Raw genomic sequence first — 16,973 nt, forward strand, 5'->3', positions numbered from 1 at the left:
ACGCCGGCAGCTTGCGCTTCGTAACGTTTTCCGGCCGGATTCCGTTACCAACCGCAACGTGCCTGCCGCGCGCGCCCCAAGCTCCGTGAATTCGCGCTGAAGCCGAGAAGAACGGCGCATCCTCCCGGCGCATTTTGGGTAACGTTAACAGCGTTTGCCGCACCCCCGGAAGGACCCGACCCGCCATGCTCGAGCTCAAGGACATCTCCAAGCGCTACGTCACGACCGGCTTCACGCAGGTGGCGCTCGACCACGTCTCCATGGCCTTCCGCGACAGCGAGTTCGTGGCGGTGCTCGGCCCGTCCGGCTCCGGCAAGACCACCATGCTCAACATCGTGGGCGGACTTGACCACTTCGACGACGGCGACCTCGTGATCGACGGCATCTCCACCCGCGAGTACAAGGACCGCGACTGGGACGCCTACCGCAACAACCGCATCGGCTTCGTGTTCCAGAGCTACAACCTCATCCCGCACCAGACGATCCTCGCCAACGTGGAGCTCGCGCTCACGCTCTCGGGCGTGGGCCGCGCCGAGCGCCGACGCCGCGCGCTGGACGCCCTCGCGCGCGTGGGCCTCGCCGACCACGTGAACAAGCGCCCGAGCCAGCTCTCCGGCGGCCAGATGCAGCGCGTGGCCATCGCGCGCGCCCTCATCAACGACCCGGAGATCCTGCTCGCCGACGAGCCCACCGGCGCCCTGGACTCCGCCACGTCCGTGCAGGTCATGGACCTGCTCAAGGAGGTCGCCCAGGACCGCCTCGTCGTCATGGTCACGCACAACCCCGAGCTCGCCCATAGTTACGCCACGCGCATCGTCGAGCTGGCGGACGGGCACATAACCGCCGACTCCGACCCCTTCGACCCCGCCACGGCGCCGCGTCGCGAGGCCAAGGCCACGCGCCGCACCTCGATGAGCTTCCTCACCGCGCTCGGCCTCTCGTTCAACAACCTCATGACCAAGAAGGGCCGCACCATCATGACGGCCTTCGCGGGGTCGATCGGCATCATCGGCATCGCCGCGATCCTCGCGCTGGCCAACGGCGTCAACGACTACATAGCCCGCGTGGAGGAGGACACCCTCTCCAGCTACCCGCTCTCCATCACCAAGCAGAGCATGGACATCTCCGGCATGCTCTCCGAGGACGGGACGGGCCAGGCGCGGGCGGGCGAGAAGGACGACGACCCCGAGCAGATTCCCGAGTTCATGATGCTCACCGACATGTTTGCCTCCGTGGGCTCCAACGACCTTTCCGGCCTCAAGAGCTACCTCGAGTCCAACCCCGACGACCTTGACTCCTACGTGAACGCCATCCAGTACGACTACGGCCTCACGCCGCTCGTCTACAGCGCGGACACCTCCGACGGCGCGGTCCAGCTCAATCCCAACGCGCTCTCCACGGCCATGACCGGGGGTGCGTCCGGCACCGCCACGGCGGGCATGACGGGCGGCGGGATGTCGGTCTTCAACGAGATGATCGACGACCCCGAGCTCCTCGAGTCGCAGTACGACGTCGTGGCCGGCCGCTGGGCCACCGCCGCCGACGAGTGCGTGCTCGTGCTCACGCAGAGCGGCCGCATCTCCGACTACACGCTCTACGGCGTCGGCGTGCTCGACCCCGCCGACCTCACCCAGATGGTCACGAGCGCGATGAGCGGCACGGCGGGCGAGACGGACATCGAGCAGGGCGAGGTCGACTTCACCTACGACGACGCCCTCGAGCTGGACTTCCGCGTGCTGAGCCCGTCCGACCTCTACCGCAAGAACGCCGAGACGGGCGGCTGGACCGACATGTCCTCGGACGCCGACTTTGTCGCGCAGGCAGTCGAGAATGGCCTCGACCTGCACGTCGTTGGCGTCGTGCGCCCCAACGAGAGCTCCGACGCCAAGGCGCTCTCCGCCGGCATCGCCTACACGCCCGCGCTCACGCAGGAGCTCATGGAGCGCGCCGCGGACTCGGCGATCGTCCAGCAGCAGCTCGCCGACCCCGAGGTCGACGTCTTCACCGGCAAGTCCTTCGACACCCTGCAGGAGGAGGCGCGCCAGGGCGTTGACCTGGGGAGCCTCTTCTCGGTGGACGAGGACGGCCTGCGCTCGGCCTTCTCCTTCGACACGAGCGCGCTCCAGGGCGCCTTCGACCCGTCCGGCCTGGACCTCTCCGGGATCTCCGTGGACCTCTCGGGCGTGGCGGACCAGGTCGACGTCGAGTCGCTCGTGGCGGGCGCGCCCGCGCCGGACTTCTCGGCGATCCTGGACCAGGAACTCGCGGACCCCGCGCTCACGACCGAGCAGCTCGAGGAGGTCACGACCCTCGGCGGCCAGCTCGCCGGCGACTTCGTCTCGTGGTGGGGGAGCAACGCCGGCGCGCTCGACCCCGACGACCCCGACTTCGTCCAGAAGGTTGCCGACCACTTCGAGCGCTACCTCGCGACCGAGAACGCCCAGGCCCTCCTCACGAAGATCGACGCCGTGGCCGGGCCGGCCGTGCGCGAGCGCGTCCAGCAGATCGTGTCCGACTACGTCTCCGGCCAGCTCGCGCCGTACCTGCAGTCGTTCTTGCAGAGCGTGTCCGCCCAGGTCGGCTCGGCTGTCTCCGCCCAGCTCCAGAGCGCCATGACGCAGGTCCTGTCCCAGTACGCCGATCAGGTGGCCGGTGGGCTCTCGCAGCTCCAGAGCGCCTTCTCCGTGAACGCCGACGCCCTCGCCGGGGCCATCCACTTCAACATGGACGCCGAGGACCTCACCTCACTCATGGAGAGCTACGCCAACGCGTCCCAGCTCACCTATGACAACAACCTCCAGACGCTCGGCTACGCCACGCCGGACGACCCTGCCGCCATCCAGATCTACCCCAGGGACTTCGAGGCCAAGGAGCGCGTGGTCGACGTCATCGACGCCTACAACGACCAGCAGCGCGCCGCCGGAAACGACGACGCCGTGATTACCTACACCGACTACATGGGCGTGATCATGGGCAGCGTGACCGACATCGTGAACATGATCTCGCTCGTGCTGATCGCGTTCGTGAGCATCTCGCTGGTGGTGAGCTCCATCATGATCGGCATCATCACCTACATCTCGGTGCTCGAGCGCAAGAAGGAGATCGGCATCCTGCGCGCGATCGGCGCCTCCAAGCGCAACGTCGCGAGCGTCTTCAACGCCGAGACCTTCATCGAGGGCCTCATCTCCGGCCTCTTTGCCATCGCCGTGGTGGTTATCGTCTCGGTGCCGGTGAACGCCTGGGTGCTCGCCGACTTCGACGTGGAGGGGATCATGAACCTGCCTGCGGGCTCTGCGGCGGTGCTCGTGTGCATCTCGGTCGTGCTGACGCTGGTCGCGGGCCTCATCCCGTCGAGTGCCGCCAGCCGCCGCGACCCCGTGGAGGCCCTCCGCAGCGAGTAGGGGAGCCCCCTTTTCGCGGTTTGGGTTCACCTCCCTGAGAGTGCCGTCGCGCGACCTGCGGTTTTGCTAGCGACTACCGTCCATCGTGCGTTTTGGTGAACCCAAACTTCGAAGCGAGGCCTCGGCAGACTGTGGCGTGTGGCCCTTGACATGCAGACTTTCGCATATAGACTAGTATGCAAAACTCTGCACACTAGCAAGAAGGCGAGAAGAACATGGACACGATGCCCATCTCCGTCCCGCGCCAGGCTGGCATCTACGTGCGCCGCTCCCGTGAGGCCCAGGGCCTCACGCGCACCCAGCTCGCAGCGGCAGCTGGCGTCTCGGAGCGTCTGCTCGCCTCTCTCGAGCTCGGTGACGCCACGGGAATCAGACTCGACAAGCTGCTCGCGGTCTTCGATGCCCTTGAGCTCTCGCTTGCGGTGCAGGGCGAGAAGATCGCCGCCCCATCGCCCTCGCCTGCACCCGCTGCGGACCGGCGACAGACGCCGCAGCCCATCAAGGCAGCCGCAATTTCCTTCGATGACGCAGATTTGATTGCGTCCTACACCCGGCTTTTCCGGGAGATCGCTCGGGAGCAGGGGGTTGTCCTTCCTGAGGGGGCGAGCTAGCCATGGCAGCTCTCGATCTGCGCGTCCTTGTCTCCGGAATTCCCGCAGGAACTGTCCATCAGGACGAGCGCGGTCTCATGACCTTCTCCTATGACGCCGGCTACCAGGGTCCGCCACTTTCGCTCTCCATGCCCGTCTCCAACCGGATCTACGGCTCCGATGTGCTGCGCCCGTACCTCTTCGGCCTGCTGCCGGACAGCGAGCTCCAGCGCCGTGCGATCGGACGCGAGCTCGGGGCGAGTGCCAACAACCCGGTGACGCTGCTCGCCCACATCGGTCTCGACTGCCCGGGAGCCGTGCAGCTCTGTCCGCCTGATCGCATGGACGAGGCCCTCTCTCGGGATGACGACCGCCGCGAGCTCACCGACCACGAGGTTTCGCTGCGTCTCAAGGTCGTCCGCGACGAGCCCGAGGCCTCGTGGATGGGACTCGAGGAGCGGTGGTCGCTCGGCGGCAATCAGGGAAAGTTCGCGCTCGCGGAGGAGGACGGCCACTGGTTCGAGTGCCACGGCGCCGCCCCCACCACGCACATCCTCAAGAACGGCGTCGTCGGCTTCAGGCTCCAGGCGCTCAACGAGTACGTCTGCATGCGCACGGCGGAGCGCTGCGGCGTGGCGGCGGCACACGTGGACTACCGCTTCTTCGAGGACGAGCCCGCGCTCATCGTGGAGCGCTACGACCGCTTGCGAGATGCCGCGGGCAAGGTGGTTCGCCTGCACCAGGAGGACCTCTGCCAGGCGCTCTCGGTCATGCCGGACAGCAAGTACGCCGAGGACGGGGGTCCTGCGGCGCGTGACGTGCTGCGACTGTTGGCGCAAACCGCTCACAGCAAGCTCAACCTGCTGCTTTTCTCGCAGCAGCTCTTCTACAACGCGCTCGTCGGCGCACCTGACGCGCATGCAAAAAACTACTCGGTGCTTCTGGGTATGGGCAGGAACGCGGGGCTCGCTCCCATGTACGACGTCGCCTCCGGCCTCGCCTACGAGAACTTGAGGCGGCGCGCGCGTCTCGCCATGTCCATAGGAGGGGAGAACCGCGTGGGTCGCATCGGCGCCGGCGCGCTCAAGCGCTACGTGGGTGGGGGAGATCCCAGCCTTGCCGCGCTTCTCGACCGCGCGGGGCTCACGCTGACGTCGTGTCGCGCCCTCATGACCGACCTTGCGCAGGAGATCCCCGTTGCGATGGGGGAGGTCTTCGAGGAGTCTGCCGGGCTGCCTGGTGCGGACGAGCTCCGCGAGCACCTGCTCGAGCCCGTCGCCGACAACTGCCGTCGCACGCTCGCGCTGTTGTAGCCCCGCCGCTGCGCTATGCTGTGGGCGGACGAGAGGAGCGCGCATGCTGCAGAGGGACTATGTCCTAGAGATCATCGGCCAGTTCGTGGAGGGCGTCTCGCGCGCGCTGCGTCGTGCGGCGGCGGGCGAGAAGGACGGTCTTCTCGCCACGGAGCAGGAGATCGGCGAGCTGCTGGAGCTCGACCACGCGACCGCGCTCGCCCTCGCACCCGACTCGCTCGTCACGATGATGGTGCTCTCGGGCATGGGCGACTCGGTGGCCGCCTACGTCTGCTACGCGCTCGAGCGCCTCGCTCGCCTCTACGAGCACGCGGGCGACGAGGACACGGCGGGCCTGCGCCGCCTGCAGGCCAAGGCCGTCGCCGAGTCCTTCGGCTGCGACCCGGACACGCCGCCCGCCGAGCTCGCCGCGGTGGACGCGGAGCTGTTTGGGTAGGGTACGCTGCGATTTACTACTAGCGCCGGGGCAACCGCCCTACAACGCCGCCGCAACCTTGAGCGGGCGTCCCGCGCGCGGCTTCTCGGTAAGACGCGCCCTCACCGAGTCCAGCGAGACGTAGGCGTTGCGGCCCTCTCTCCAACCATAGAGCCGGGCGTCCTTGATCATCTGAGAGACGCGGCCCTGCGTGACTCCGAGCATGCGCGCCGCTTCCGAGGCCGTCACCTTCTCTATGGTCTCTATCCCCGCCGAAATGCCAAAGACCATGTTGGTCCCACCGTGTCGTGGCTTGTTGCCAAAGGTCGGCGTGGGCAGCTCCTTGCCGGCGATTTCCCAATCCTCGATGTGCATCTTGAGCCAGTCTGCGACCATGAGGCAGAGGTCCTCGAAGTCCTCGCCCTGGGTCGCGCCCTCCATGTCGTAGGGGACGGCGATGAAGCGACCCTCTTCCTGGAACACCTCGAATTCGTAGACGCCGAAATGCATGGCTACCTCCAGTTCTTAATCCCCGCATCACGCAGGATGCTCTTGAAGGTGAATTCCAGAATCTCTCGATGTCTGGGTACCCAGACTTCTCTTCCGTCGGCGTGTCTGAATCTTTCGTGCTTTGTACCGCCTTCGGCGTGGAATCCGTATGCCTCCAGAAGCCTAACCACGTCCCTGCGCTTGGTCAACGCCTCTCCAAAAAATATATAGTGACATTAGAATAATGTCAACGGCATAAGCTTGGACGCACATGCTAGCCAACGGGGAGGCAAGATCTCATCCTTGTTGCTGACACTTGTCTGACGGTGCAGGTAGAATGAGAGATGACGCCGGATGCAGTTCGGCGTACGGTCGGGGTTGAAGGCGCAAGTGGCATGGCGAGCGCGGCGCATACGCTGAGGGTGTGTTGTGCGGTGCTTGGTGTGGTGCAATCGGCCCCTATTTGTCCCTGAGAGCCTCGGCTTGAGCCATTTTCACCAGTTTCTTCTTGAGCTCGCAGATCTTCTGGTCCTGCGTGAACGTGCGGACGAGAAGAACCAGGATGCCGCAGCAGAAGATGAAGTTCACCGGCGCGTCAAAGCCCAGGACGTCGGATGCCCAGTAGGCGATCTGGGGAAAGACGGCGAGCACGAGCAGGATGGCGACGATGAAGAGCCAGAAGATCGAGTCGGTGATCTCCAGGCTGGACTTGCGGATCCTGCGCAGCACAAAGAGCAGGATGAGGGCTGCGCAGACGATGAGGGCGATTCTCAGGGGGCCGTTCATGCAGATCACCTGAACCACTGGACGAGGAGGATGGACGTGCAGGCGCGGGCCATGTAGGAGATGGAGCGGCGCAGGTTGAGGTAGGACTCGCCGGCCTCGCGCTCGCGCATCTCCACCTGGACCTCGCGGACCTTCGCACCGCGCCGCATGAGGTAGGCAACCGAGTCGGGCTCCGGGCCAAAGTCAAAGCGCCGCGCAAACTCCCGCATCATCGCCTGGTTGTAGAGGCGCATCCCCGAGGTCGGGTCCGTGATGCGCTGGCCGGTCGTGAGCCTGATCAGGGTGCTCAGCAGCCTCGAGCCGATCATGCGGGCCGAGAAGGACTTGCGCTCGCTCACAAAGCGCGAGCCGACCACGATGTCGGCGCCCGTGCGCTCCATCTCGGCCACCATGGGCGGGACGTGGACGGGCATGTGCTGGCCGTCGGCGTCAAACTGGATGACGGCGTCGTAGCCGTGGGAGAGCGCGTAGGTGACGCCCGTCTGGAACCCCGCCGTGAGCCCGAGGTTGGTGGGGTGGGTGACGTAGTTGTAGCCGTGCTCCCTGCAGATGGCCTCGGTTGCGTCCGAGGAGTCGTCGTTGATGATGACGTAGTCGCATCCCGTGTTAGCGGCGAGAAGCTCCTCGACCCTGGACACGATGGACTCCTGCTCGTTGTAGGCAGGGATGATGGCAAGTACGCGCATGGTGCTCCAGGTGGGGGTCTAGGATGTCACGTCAGCGCCATGAGTATAGCCCAAGGGCTTCTCTCCCTCATAGAACGCAAGCGTCTTGTCCAGATACTCATCCGCATAGCGGAAGTAGATGTAGAGCCACTCGCCCACGAAGTCGCCCTCCGCCTCCTTGAGCAGCGACCACAGGTACCAGCACCAGCCGGCGAGCTGGACGTGCGCCAGGCAGTGCCTGACCTCCTCCGGCTCCGGTGCGTGGCCAAGGTACTCGCCGAGGGCGTGCAAGGCCTCGGCCTCGCTGAGCTCGCAGCAGACGACGCAGGTGCCAAAGTCGTTGGCATAGTCGCTCATGCCCGCATACTCCCAGTCGATGAGGTAGTACTTGTCGTCCTCGTCGATCAGGAAGTTCATGTAGAAGAAGTCGTTGTGGCAGAGGCAGACGCGGGCGCCGTCCGCCCTGACGTGCGCCTCGAGCTTGTCCACCTTGGCGGACATCTCGGCGTAGCCGGGGATGTCGATGGGGCCCTTCTCAAGGAGCAGACCCTCGTAGCGCTTTGCCTCCTCGTAGAAGTCAAAGTGCCGCGCGACCGCGGCGTTGGACCCGTGCAGCTCGCGCCCCATGCGCATCATCCGTGCGAGCTGGTCCGGGTCGTGCGGGTCGGGCTGGTGGGAGTTTGGGACAAAGCGAGAGATCTTCCACCCGCGCTTTGGGTCCTCAAAGACAAAGGTGTCGTCTATGCCGAGCTCGCGTGCGGTCTCGAGGGCCGCGACCTCTCCGGAGCGATCGATGAGCAGCTCGGTGCCCACGCCGGGGTGACGGTAGACCCACTCCCCGGAATCGGTCGCAAAGTGGCACGAGAGATTGGTGAGTCCCTGCTTGAGGGGGTAGATGTCACGAATCTCCTCGCGGGAGCACCCGAGCACGCCCATGATGTTGTCAAAGATCTGGGAGTCAACGTTGTCGATGAACTCCGGGTCAAAGCCCTCGACCTCGGCGAGGGAGTCAAACTCGTGGATGACGCCCTCGGGGTAGCGCCTGATCTCCATGTCGAGTGACCCGACGTTGCGGACGAGGACGGACTCCCAGAGCTCGTCCTCGGACCCGGCGCGCCTCATCTCTTCGTCGAGCAACGGCACAAAGCACTCGCAAAATGCTCGGTCAAGGTATGCATGACCCAGCATGACCCACGAGTTGCCCCCGCCGACGGTGACGCCTGTGATTCGTCCGTCCTCTCCGGCAGACAGGCACCACTCGCTCGTCTTTCCGTCAACGTACTCCGAGGCGTAGTAGGACTTCCAGACGTAGCGCTCGAAGGGGTTTACGGTGAAGTAGTCGTCAGAGGAGCAGACGTAGGTGTTGCCCAGCCCCTCGCGCAGGAGCCAGAGCGTCCAGGAGTTGTTGCGCTCCGCGTATTGGTCGTTCACCACGATCTTCACGCCGTACTTTGCGGCCAGGTAGAAGAAGTACTCCTTCTTATAGCCCACCGCCACGGTGATGTCCGAGATGCCTCGTCTGAGCAGCTGCTCTATCTGGCGCTCGACAAGAACCTCCCCTCGCACGCGCAGCATCCCCTTGGGGCGCTCGTAGGAGAGGGGGACAAGGCGGCTGGAGAGGCCTGCCGCCAGAATGACGGCGTTTCTCACGCGGTGGGGCTCGAGCGCCGCGACGCCCCGCTCGGTGATGCGGCCGTCCTCGACGAGGCCGGCCTGCTCGCAGGAGCGGATGGCGGACTGCGCCGCGTTGCCGGTGAGGTCGGCGAGTCCCGCAAGGTCGTCTGGTCTCGAGGGCGACCCCGTCGAGGAGAGCGCGCGGAGGACCTCGAACTCGTCTCTTGTGAGCGACATGCTGCCGTCCCTACCTAGTCCTTCTCGGTCCCAAACAGCTCGCGGAAGTCCGCCGCGGCGGTGATGGCGCCCAGGATGATGACGATGGCGCACACGATGCCGCGCGGGTCGGGCATGGTGCCCAGGAGCAGGAGCGAGAAGGGAATCGCCCATGCGGAGTAGGTGATGTTGAGCGCCATGGCGCGAGAGGCGCCGATCTTGGCGATGGCACGGTAGTAGCAGAGGTAGGAGACCGTGCCGAGAAGGGCGGCGAGTGCGATGACGGGCATCGCGCTGCTCGCGATGATGTCGAGCGTGCAACCCCAACCGCCGAGCAGCGGGATGATCACGAGGGCGTAGGTGACGGCCGAGGTCGTCTGGCGGATCTGCATGGCGCACTCGTCGTCCACGCTCGCGTTGCGCAGGCCCCAGTCTATGACCACGGCCTCGGTGCCCCAGCCAAAGACGCAGACGAGCGAGCCGATGATGCCGAGCGTCCAGTCTCCGGGGATCGCGTCGACGGGGGAGTAGCCCAGGGCGGCGACGCCGACCACGCATGCGAAGAGACCGACCCACTGGTAGGCGTGCATGCGCTCCTTCAAAAAGACAGTGGCGAGAAAGGCCCCGTAGGCGGGGAAGAACGCGGAGATCGCCGCCGTGTAGGCGGCACCGATGTTGTTGATCGCGAGGACGTAGCCGGTCATGCCGACGGGGCCGCCGATCAGCGCCGCCCCAACGATGACGAGGCCCTCGCGCGAGCGAATCGTCTTCCACGTCTGGGCGAGCTTTCTGCGGGCGGCCATGTAGAGGAAGGAGAACACCGCGGAGCTCGCATCGTGGAGGAAGGTGCTCGTGAACGACGCGAGCGCTATGGCCTGGGGTGTCGAGACAAAGGCGGCGTTGGAGAGCGCGATGCTCAGGATGACCGTATCGAGCGCCCAGGTGATCGCCGCCGCAACTCCGTGAATCATGCCGCCTCTCCGTTCTCGTACCAGTCGAGCACCATGTCGACGTAGTTGGTGGCATAGCTGTAATAGATGTAGAGCCACTCGCCGACCCCGGCGCCCTCTGCCTCCTTCTCGAGTGCCCAGACGTACCAGCACCATCCTCCGAGGACGACGCGCGACCAGAAGTGCCTGCGCTCCTCGAAGGTCGGGGTGCGCCCAAAGTAGTAGGCGAGGGCGGCGTCCGCCTGCTCCCGGTCGTACTCGCTGCAGATGACAAAGGTGCCAAAGTCGTTGCCGGGGTCGGACATCCCCGCAAACTCCCAGTCGATGACGTCGAGGCCGCCCTCCTCGTCAAAGAGGAAGTTGAGCGGCAGGTAGTCGTTGTGACTGAAGCAGAGGCCATAGCCGTCTGCGGCGGAGAAGTCGTTGAGGCGCACGATCTTGTCGCGAAGCTCAAAGTAACCGGGGATGTCGATGGGGCCGTGGGTCTTGAGGAGGTTCTCGTACCCGACGCCATCCGAGAAGAAGTCGAACTCGGAGTCGATGGTCGCCCCCGACTCGTGGAAGCGGCGGCACAGCTCCATCGCCCGTTTGACCTGGGAGGGGTCGGTGGGATCGAGCGTGTGGGCGTTCGGGACAAAGCGGCAGATCTTCCAGCCTCTCCGCTCGTCCTCGTGGATGAACGTCCGATCGACGCCGAGCTCGCGCGCGGCTGTGTTGGCCTGCGTCTCGGCGACGCGGTTCATGAACTTCTCGGTGCCGATGCCGGGGTGCCGGTAGACGTACTCGTCATCACCCACGCGGAAGTGGCAGGAGAGGTTGGTGAGGCCCTGGCTCATCGGATAGAAGTCGCTGATCTCCTCGCAGGTGCAGCCGAGCACGCTCACGATGTTGTCAAAGATCTCGGAGTCGACGTTCTCGATGAAGTCGGGGTCAAAGTCCTCGAGCTCGGCGAGGGAGTCAAACTCGTGAATGACGCCCTCGGGGTAGCGCCTGATCTCCATGTCGAGCGTCTTGATGTTGTCCGCGTAGATGGCCTCCCAGAGCTTGCCGCTGTTCTCCGCGTGGCTCACGGCCTCGTCGAGCAGGGGGGCAAAGCGCTCGGAGAAGTCGTGGTCAAAGTAGACGTGCCCGAGCATGACCCACGAGTCGCTCCCGCCGACGGTGACGCCCGTGATGCGGTCCCTGGGACCGGCCTCGATGCACCACTCCTCGGTCGGGCCGGCGGCGTACTCCGAGGCGTAGTAGGACTTCCAGACGTAGCGCTCGAAGGGGTTCACGGTGAAGTAGTCGTCCGAGGAGCACACGTAGGTGTTGGAGAGGCGGTCGCGCACGAGCCAGAGCGTCCAGGAGTTGTTCTTCTCGGCAAACTGGTCGTTCACCACGATCTTGACGCCGTACTTTGCGGCGAGGTAGAAGAAGTACTCCTTCTTGTAGCCCACGACCACGGTGATGTCGGTGATCCCGCGCTCGAGCAGCTGCCTGATCTGGCGCTCGATGAGCACCTCGTCGCGCACGCGCAGCATCCCCTTGGGGCGCTCGTAGGAGAGGGGGACAAAGCGGCTGGAGAGGCCGGCGGCCATGATGACGGCGTTTCTCACGCGGTGGGGCTCGAGCGCCTCGATGCCCCGCTCGGTGATGCGGCCGTCCTCGACGAGGCCGGCCTGCTTGCAGGACTGGACGGCGGAGTTGACCGCGCCCAGGGAGAGCCCGCAGGTCTCGGCCAGGTCGCGCTGCGTCAGCGGCTCGCCCGTGTCGGAGAGCGCCTGCAGGACCTTGAACTCGCTCTTGGTGAGGGACATGTCTGCTCCCGGTAGTATCGACTGCTTACCTTGGGATGATTGTACGCTTACCGTTTTCTTATGTTCATATTACTTTGAAGCCAAGCTGAAAATGAACGTATTCTTCAAAAAACATGGAAGGTCACCAGGCTTACGGCGCGGGCTGTCCGATGGGGTATGCTTTTCAGCCGAGTTGACGCGAAGGGAGATGGGCAATGAATCAGGCGGAGGCGCTTGCAAAGCTGCAGGCAACCGAGCTGGAGATTCTGCTGGTGATTGCTGCGTTTTGTCGAGAGCATGATATTACGTGGTTCCTTGAGGGGGGCACGGCGCTCGGGGCGATTCGCCACAAGGGCTTTATCCCCTGGGACGATGACGTGGACATCGCCTTGCTTCGTAAGGACTACGATCGCTTTTGTGAGCTTGCAAAGACGGGGCTTCCCTCCGGCTACTCTCTCCACACCTCACGAAACACCGCCGGCAACGCCGCCCTCTTTGCAAAGGTCTACAAGGACGGAACGCGCTTCGAGAATCAGGAGACTCGCGAGGCGGGGCACGCCCAGGGCATCTTTGTGGACGTTTTCCCCTACGATCGTCTGCCCGTCGATTCTGCCGAGCGTCGCCGGGAGATCTCTCGAGCCTCTCGCGCGCAGCGACTCTCCTACCTCTATCATGCAAGAAGCGTGACGGTTCCCCATAGGGGTGCTCTCGGGGCCTCCGAGCGTGCCGCGTGTTTCTTGGCCCATGGCGTCCTTCGTCTGATTGTGTCGGATGCCGAATGGTTCCAGAATTGTTTTGACGGCGCCATTGTGCGCGAAGGGGAACTGAGCGACGAATGCCTCACGCTTGTGTGGCCAAACATGTCGCCCATTTCTGCAAAATGCCTTGTGCCTCCTGCCGTCGCGCAGTTTGAGGGGCATGAGCTGCCCGTCCCTCATGACGTTGAGCTTTATCTCGAGCATGTCTATGGCGACTGGCGTCGCATACCCGATCCCGAGGATCGCCATACGCATCTGCCGTTGTTCATAGACTTCGGCGACGGGACGACGTGGGGAAGTGCCGCGCGATGAAGCGACTCTCTGTCAGGGAGAATATGATTTGGAACTCGGTGGGTTCGCTGCTGTACTCCGGGTGCCAGTGGCTCATCACCGTGTTGGTGGTACGGCTTTCCCCAGACTATGACGCTGCCGGCGTGCTTGCTCTTGCCATGGCGATCTCCAATGTTTTTGCACCGATTGCGCTCTATAAAATTCGTGCCTATCAGGTGTCGGACGTTCATGAGGAAACGTCCTCGGGAGAGTACGTGGGTTTCCGCTTTGTCACCATCGGAATCGCCCTTGTTGGCGTCATGGCATATGCCGCGCTGACCTGTGCCTCGAACGCGCTTCCTTGCATCTTCCTCTATCTCGTGTTTCGTTCGATTGACAGCTTTATTGACGTGCTCCATGGCATTGACCAGCAGCACTATCGCATGGATTATTGCGGTTGGTCGATGGGCGTGCGCGGGGTGTTGTTCGTCGTCTCGTTTTCTCTGGTGCTGGCGCTTACGGGCAGCCTCGAGCTTGCCGTGCTGTCCATGTCAATCGTGACCCTTCCAATTGTCTTCTACGATCTTTCACGCGCTGCGCGCCTCTCGTCTGTGCGCCCCGTGTTCTCCCGCGAGAAGATCCTCCAGCTGCTTGTTCGATGCCTTCCCGCCGTAGTGGGCATGGCGGTCTGCAATCTCGTCGTCACGTTTGCTCGACAGTACCTCGGCATGTCCCAGGGAGAGTCGGCCCTTGGGATTTATGCGTCCATCTGCACTCCCATCGTCTTGATTCAAGCGTGCTCAAACTATGTGTATGCCCCGCTGCTGGGCGTATTTGCCGAGCACCTCGACCGAGGGGACACAGCCTCTTTTCGTCAACTCTTTGCCCGTGTCATCCTTGCTTTCGTAGTGATCTTCGCGGGCGGCGCCGCCCTTTTCTTCTTTGCGGGCGCTTGGTTCTTGCAGACCGTCTTTGGTGAGGGAATCGTTCCATACGGCTATCTCATGTACGCGGGCATCCTCAGCTCTGCCGTTACGGCGTGCATCGCGTTTCTCTCGGATTTGCTGGTGAGCATGAGGCAGATGCGCTGGAACCTCATAGGTAACCTGGTCGCCTGCGTGGTGTCCGTTCCGGCTACGATCTTGCTGGTGGACGCATTTGGCATGAACGGGACGAGCCTGTCAATCTCGCTGTCCTATGCAGTGGGGGTAGCTATTATGTGCTGGCACGTGCTTCGCTTCCTCCGTGGGGCCCATGGTGTGAAAGGGATGGCGGATGGCTGCTAGCTACGCGCTCTTCTCGGCGCAGTACCCGCCGCATCTGGGCGGCATCGAGAACTTCACGCAGGGTCTTGCCCGCGCGCTCGTGGCTCGGGGAGACCAGGTGCTCGTTGTCACCAACGACACCGAGGGGCTGGGCGCGGGGCGCTCGGACGAGGGGGACGTGGAGGTCCTTCGTCTCCCGTGTCGCCCGCTCGTCTCGGGACGCCTGCCGCTTCCTCGTCACGGCGCGGCCTACGAGGGCCTTGTTCGCGGGCTGGACGAGATGCCGCTCGATGGCGTGCTCGTCAACGCGCGCTTCTACCCTCACTCGTTGCTGGGTATGCGTGTTGCGCGCCGGCACGACCTCAGGCCCGTGGTGCTGGATCACGGCTCGGCGTACCTCTCGTTCTCCAATCCCGTGCTCGATCCTGCTGTGCGACTCTACGAGCATGCGATGACGGCGTGGGGGAGGCGCTACGACGCTGCATACTACGGTATCTCCCAGAAGAGCGCCGAGTGGCTGGGCACCTTCGGGATACGTGCGGAGGGGGTCATTCCCAACGCGATAGACGCTGCCGGGTACCGCGCCGCTGCCAGCGGACGGGACTTCAGGGGAGAGCTCGGTCTGGCGGAGGCTGATCTCATGGTCGCGTTCGTGGGCCGGCTCATTCCCGAGAAGGGCGTCTCTGCGCTGATCGAGGCCTCGCGCGACGAGCGTCTTCGCGCTGCCAGAGTGACGTTTGTGCTCGCCGGCGACGGCCCGCTTGCGGGTGATGTGAGCGATACGAAGAGCTCCACTCTTCGCTGGGTCGGGCGCCTGAGTCGCGAAGACGCGGCCGCGCTCCTCTTGCAGGCGGACTGTCTGTGTCTGCCCACGCGCTCAGAGGGCTTCTCGACCACGCTCCTCGAGGCGTCGGCCTGTGGCTGTCCATCGCTCGTGACGGACGTGGGCGGAGCCCGAGAGCTCATCCCCGACACGGGCTATGGGACAATCATGCCCGATGCGTCGGCGGAGACCGTAGTTCGCGAGGTGCTCTCGCTGTGCGAGCGCCGTTCCGATCTCCCGCTGATGGGGGAGAGGTGCAGGCGCCTCGTGGAGGGCAGCTACGGCTGGGATGACACTGCTGCAAAGCTGGAGAGAGCCCTGAACCTCGAACAGGTAGGTCGGGAGGGCGTGTAGGAACGCCTTGTCAGCCGGTCTGCTAGTATGAGGAAGTTCTGCAATTCCTTGAACGGGGGAATCTCTGTGGAGACAGGTATGCAAGATCGGCCCGCGACATGCCGCTCTCGCGTTCTCGTTGTCATTCCCGCATATAACGAGCAGGAGAGCATTCTGTCCACGGTGGAGAAGATTCGCTCGTGTGGGTATGATTACGTCGTCGTCAACGACGGCTCCAGAGACGACACCCTCAGGCTTTGTCGCGAGAATGACATTAATGTGCTCGATCTTCCGCAGAATCTTGGTATCGGGGGTGCCGTTCAGGCCGGCCACAAGTACGCCCAGCGCTACGGCTACGATATCGACATTCAAGTTGATGGAGACGGACAGCACGATCCGAGCTATATCCCTGACCTCGTTCGCCTTGTCGAAGATGGGGCAGATCTCGCCATAGGCTCTCGCTTCCTTGAGAAAACCGATGGATTCCAGTCCACGTTCATGAGGCGCGTGGGCATCACGTGGCTCTCTTTCTTGCTCAGGCTTTTCACGGGCAGGAGAATTACCGATCCTACGTCGGGGTTTCGCGCATGCGGTCGCCGCGCCATAGATCTCTTCTGCGACAGTTACCCGATTGACTACCCTGAGCCCGAATCGATTGCGCACGCAATCCGCAGGGGGCTCAGCGTTCGAGAGACTTCTGTTCTCATGCGAGAGCGCCAGGGGGGAGTTTCCTCGATCGGAGGTCTCTCTACGGTCTACTTCATGATCAAGGTGTCCCTTGCGATATGGGTTGCATGCTGGTCGTCAAGAAAGGGGCGCTGAGTTCTGATGAGCGTCGTCCTGCGGGTGCTCGTTGCCATCATCTTCGTCGTCTTCTTGATTTGCGTCCTTAAGCTCGTCTCAAGGGACAAGCTGTTGCTCAAGTACTCGTTGCTGTGGATTCTGCTCTGCGTCGTATGCCTTGCCTGCGACTTGTTCCCAGAAATCGTGTACTGGGCGTCGGGTGTCTTTGGTTTCCTTTCCCCCTCCAATTTCATTTTTCTCGTCAGCATCGCACTGCTGCTAGCCATTTCTCTTTCGCTCAGCGTTGCCGTGAGTCGGCTAACCATTGCGAACAAGAACCTCGCCCAGCGCATTGCGCTGCTTGAGAAGGACCTAGAACGAGTTGAAAGCGGCGATGGGGAGACGACAAGCTGCTCCTGAGGTGCACTGTTATCGTTCGCGCCGTGTGCCCCCCTCATATCTCCTGAACTTGCCAAGGAGAGAGTTGCTTTGGTCCGATGCCGCTGCGGAATACCGCCCACAGA

15 protein-coding genes are annotated in these 16,973 nt (G+C 63.7%); 9 read left to right on the plus strand and 6 right to left on the minus strand.

What is annotated here, in order from left to right:
- Positions 1-185: 185 nt before the first annotated feature.
- The 4 genes from B5F73_RS03750 to B5F73_RS03765 all read left to right on the plus strand — a co-directional run bounded on the left by B5F73_RS03750 (position 186) and on the right by B5F73_RS03765 (position 5,740).
- Positions 186-3,401, plus strand: coding sequence for an ABC transporter ATP-binding protein/permease (locus tag B5F73_RS03750; protein ID WP_087226617.1), 3,216 nt, complete (start codon positions 186-188; stop codon positions 3,399-3,401).
- Between the two features lie 215 nt (positions 3,402-3,616).
- A complete protein-coding gene (locus tag B5F73_RS03755; protein WP_087226620.1) occupies positions 3,617-4,012 on the plus strand; it encodes a helix-turn-helix domain-containing protein in 396 nt (131 codons plus the stop codon).
- A 2-nt stretch (positions 4,013-4,014) separates the two neighbouring features.
- Positions 4,015-5,304 carry a type II toxin-antitoxin system HipA family toxin gene (locus B5F73_RS03760; protein ID WP_087226623.1) on the plus strand — a complete coding sequence of 430 codons (1,290 nt, stop codon included), beginning with the start codon at positions 4,015-4,017 and terminating at the stop codon, positions 5,302-5,304.
- A gap of 43 nt (positions 5,305-5,347) precedes the next feature.
- Positions 5,348-5,740, plus strand: a complete 393-nt coding sequence (locus tag B5F73_RS03765; RefSeq protein WP_087226626.1) for a hypothetical protein — start codon at positions 5,348-5,350, stop codon at positions 5,738-5,740.
- 39 nt (positions 5,741-5,779) lie between these two features.
- Here the strand turns inward: B5F73_RS03765 and B5F73_RS03770 are convergent, their stop codons facing one another.
- From B5F73_RS03770 to B5F73_RS03800, 6 genes are all read right to left on the minus strand, one after another.
- On the minus strand, positions 5,780-6,229 hold the full coding sequence (locus B5F73_RS03770) for a helix-turn-helix domain-containing protein (RefSeq protein ID WP_087226629.1): 450 nt from the start codon (positions 6,227-6,229) through the stop codon (positions 5,780-5,782).
- Between the two features lie 438 nt (positions 6,230-6,667).
- Complete coding sequence (locus tag B5F73_RS03780; RefSeq protein ID WP_087226847.1) at positions 6,668-6,994, minus strand: DUF2304 domain-containing protein; 327 nt, start codon at positions 6,992-6,994, stop codon at positions 6,668-6,670.
- A 5-nt stretch (positions 6,995-6,999) separates the two neighbouring features.
- Positions 7,000-7,680: a glycosyltransferase family 2 protein gene (locus B5F73_RS03785; protein WP_087226635.1), complete on the minus strand. Its 681-nt coding sequence runs from the start codon at positions 7,678-7,680 to the stop codon at positions 7,000-7,002.
- Positions 7,681-7,698: 18 nt separating this feature from the next.
- Positions 7,699-9,510: a phosphotransferase gene (locus B5F73_RS03790; RefSeq protein ID WP_087226638.1), complete on the minus strand. Its 1,812-nt coding sequence runs from the start codon at positions 9,508-9,510 to the stop codon at positions 7,699-7,701.
- 14 nt (positions 9,511-9,524) lie between these two features.
- On the minus strand, positions 9,525-10,460 hold the full coding sequence (locus B5F73_RS03795; RefSeq protein WP_087226641.1) for a DMT family transporter: 936 nt from the start codon (positions 10,458-10,460) through the stop codon (positions 9,525-9,527).
- A complete protein-coding gene (locus B5F73_RS03800; RefSeq protein ID WP_087226644.1) occupies positions 10,457-12,238 on the minus strand; it encodes a phosphotransferase in 1,782 nt (593 codons plus the stop codon). The genes B5F73_RS03795 and B5F73_RS03800 overlap by 4 nt, the downstream gene beginning before the upstream one ends.
- A gap of 194 nt (positions 12,239-12,432) precedes the next feature.
- On the opposite strand from B5F73_RS03800, the gene B5F73_RS03805 reads away from it, so the two are divergent.
- The 5 genes from B5F73_RS03805 to B5F73_RS03825 are packed head-to-tail and all read left to right on the plus strand — an operon-like array spanning position 12,433 to position 16,869.
- Positions 12,433-13,287 carry a LicD family protein gene (locus tag B5F73_RS03805; RefSeq protein WP_087226647.1) on the plus strand — a complete coding sequence of 285 codons (855 nt, stop codon included), beginning with the start codon at positions 12,433-12,435 and terminating at the stop codon, positions 13,285-13,287.
- Positions 13,288-13,310: 23 nt separating this feature from the next.
- Positions 13,311-14,531, plus strand: a complete 1,221-nt coding sequence (locus B5F73_RS03810) for a polysaccharide biosynthesis C-terminal domain-containing protein (protein ID WP_158094754.1) — start codon at positions 13,311-13,313, stop codon at positions 14,529-14,531.
- The gene (locus tag B5F73_RS03815) at positions 14,521-15,687 is read left to right on the plus strand and encodes a glycosyltransferase family 4 protein (RefSeq protein WP_087226653.1); all 1,167 of its coding nucleotides are present in this window, start codon (positions 14,521-14,523) and stop codon (positions 15,685-15,687) included. The genes B5F73_RS03810 and B5F73_RS03815 overlap by 11 nt, the downstream gene beginning before the upstream one ends.
- 48 nt (positions 15,688-15,735) lie before the next feature.
- Positions 15,736-16,488, plus strand: coding sequence for a glycosyltransferase family 2 protein (locus tag B5F73_RS03820; RefSeq protein WP_239379789.1), 753 nt, complete (start codon positions 15,736-15,738; stop codon positions 16,486-16,488).
- A gap of 6 nt (positions 16,489-16,494) precedes the next feature.
- Positions 16,495-16,869: a DUF2304 domain-containing protein gene (locus B5F73_RS03825; protein WP_087226659.1), complete on the plus strand. Its 375-nt coding sequence runs from the start codon at positions 16,495-16,497 to the stop codon at positions 16,867-16,869.
- The last annotated feature ends 104 nt before the right edge of the window (positions 16,870-16,973 follow it).

It is taken from the genome of Olsenella sp. An270 (assembly GCF_002159735.1).
In the GTDB taxonomy this organism is placed as follows: Bacteria; Actinomycetota; Coriobacteriia; order Coriobacteriales; family Atopobiaceae; genus Thermophilibacter.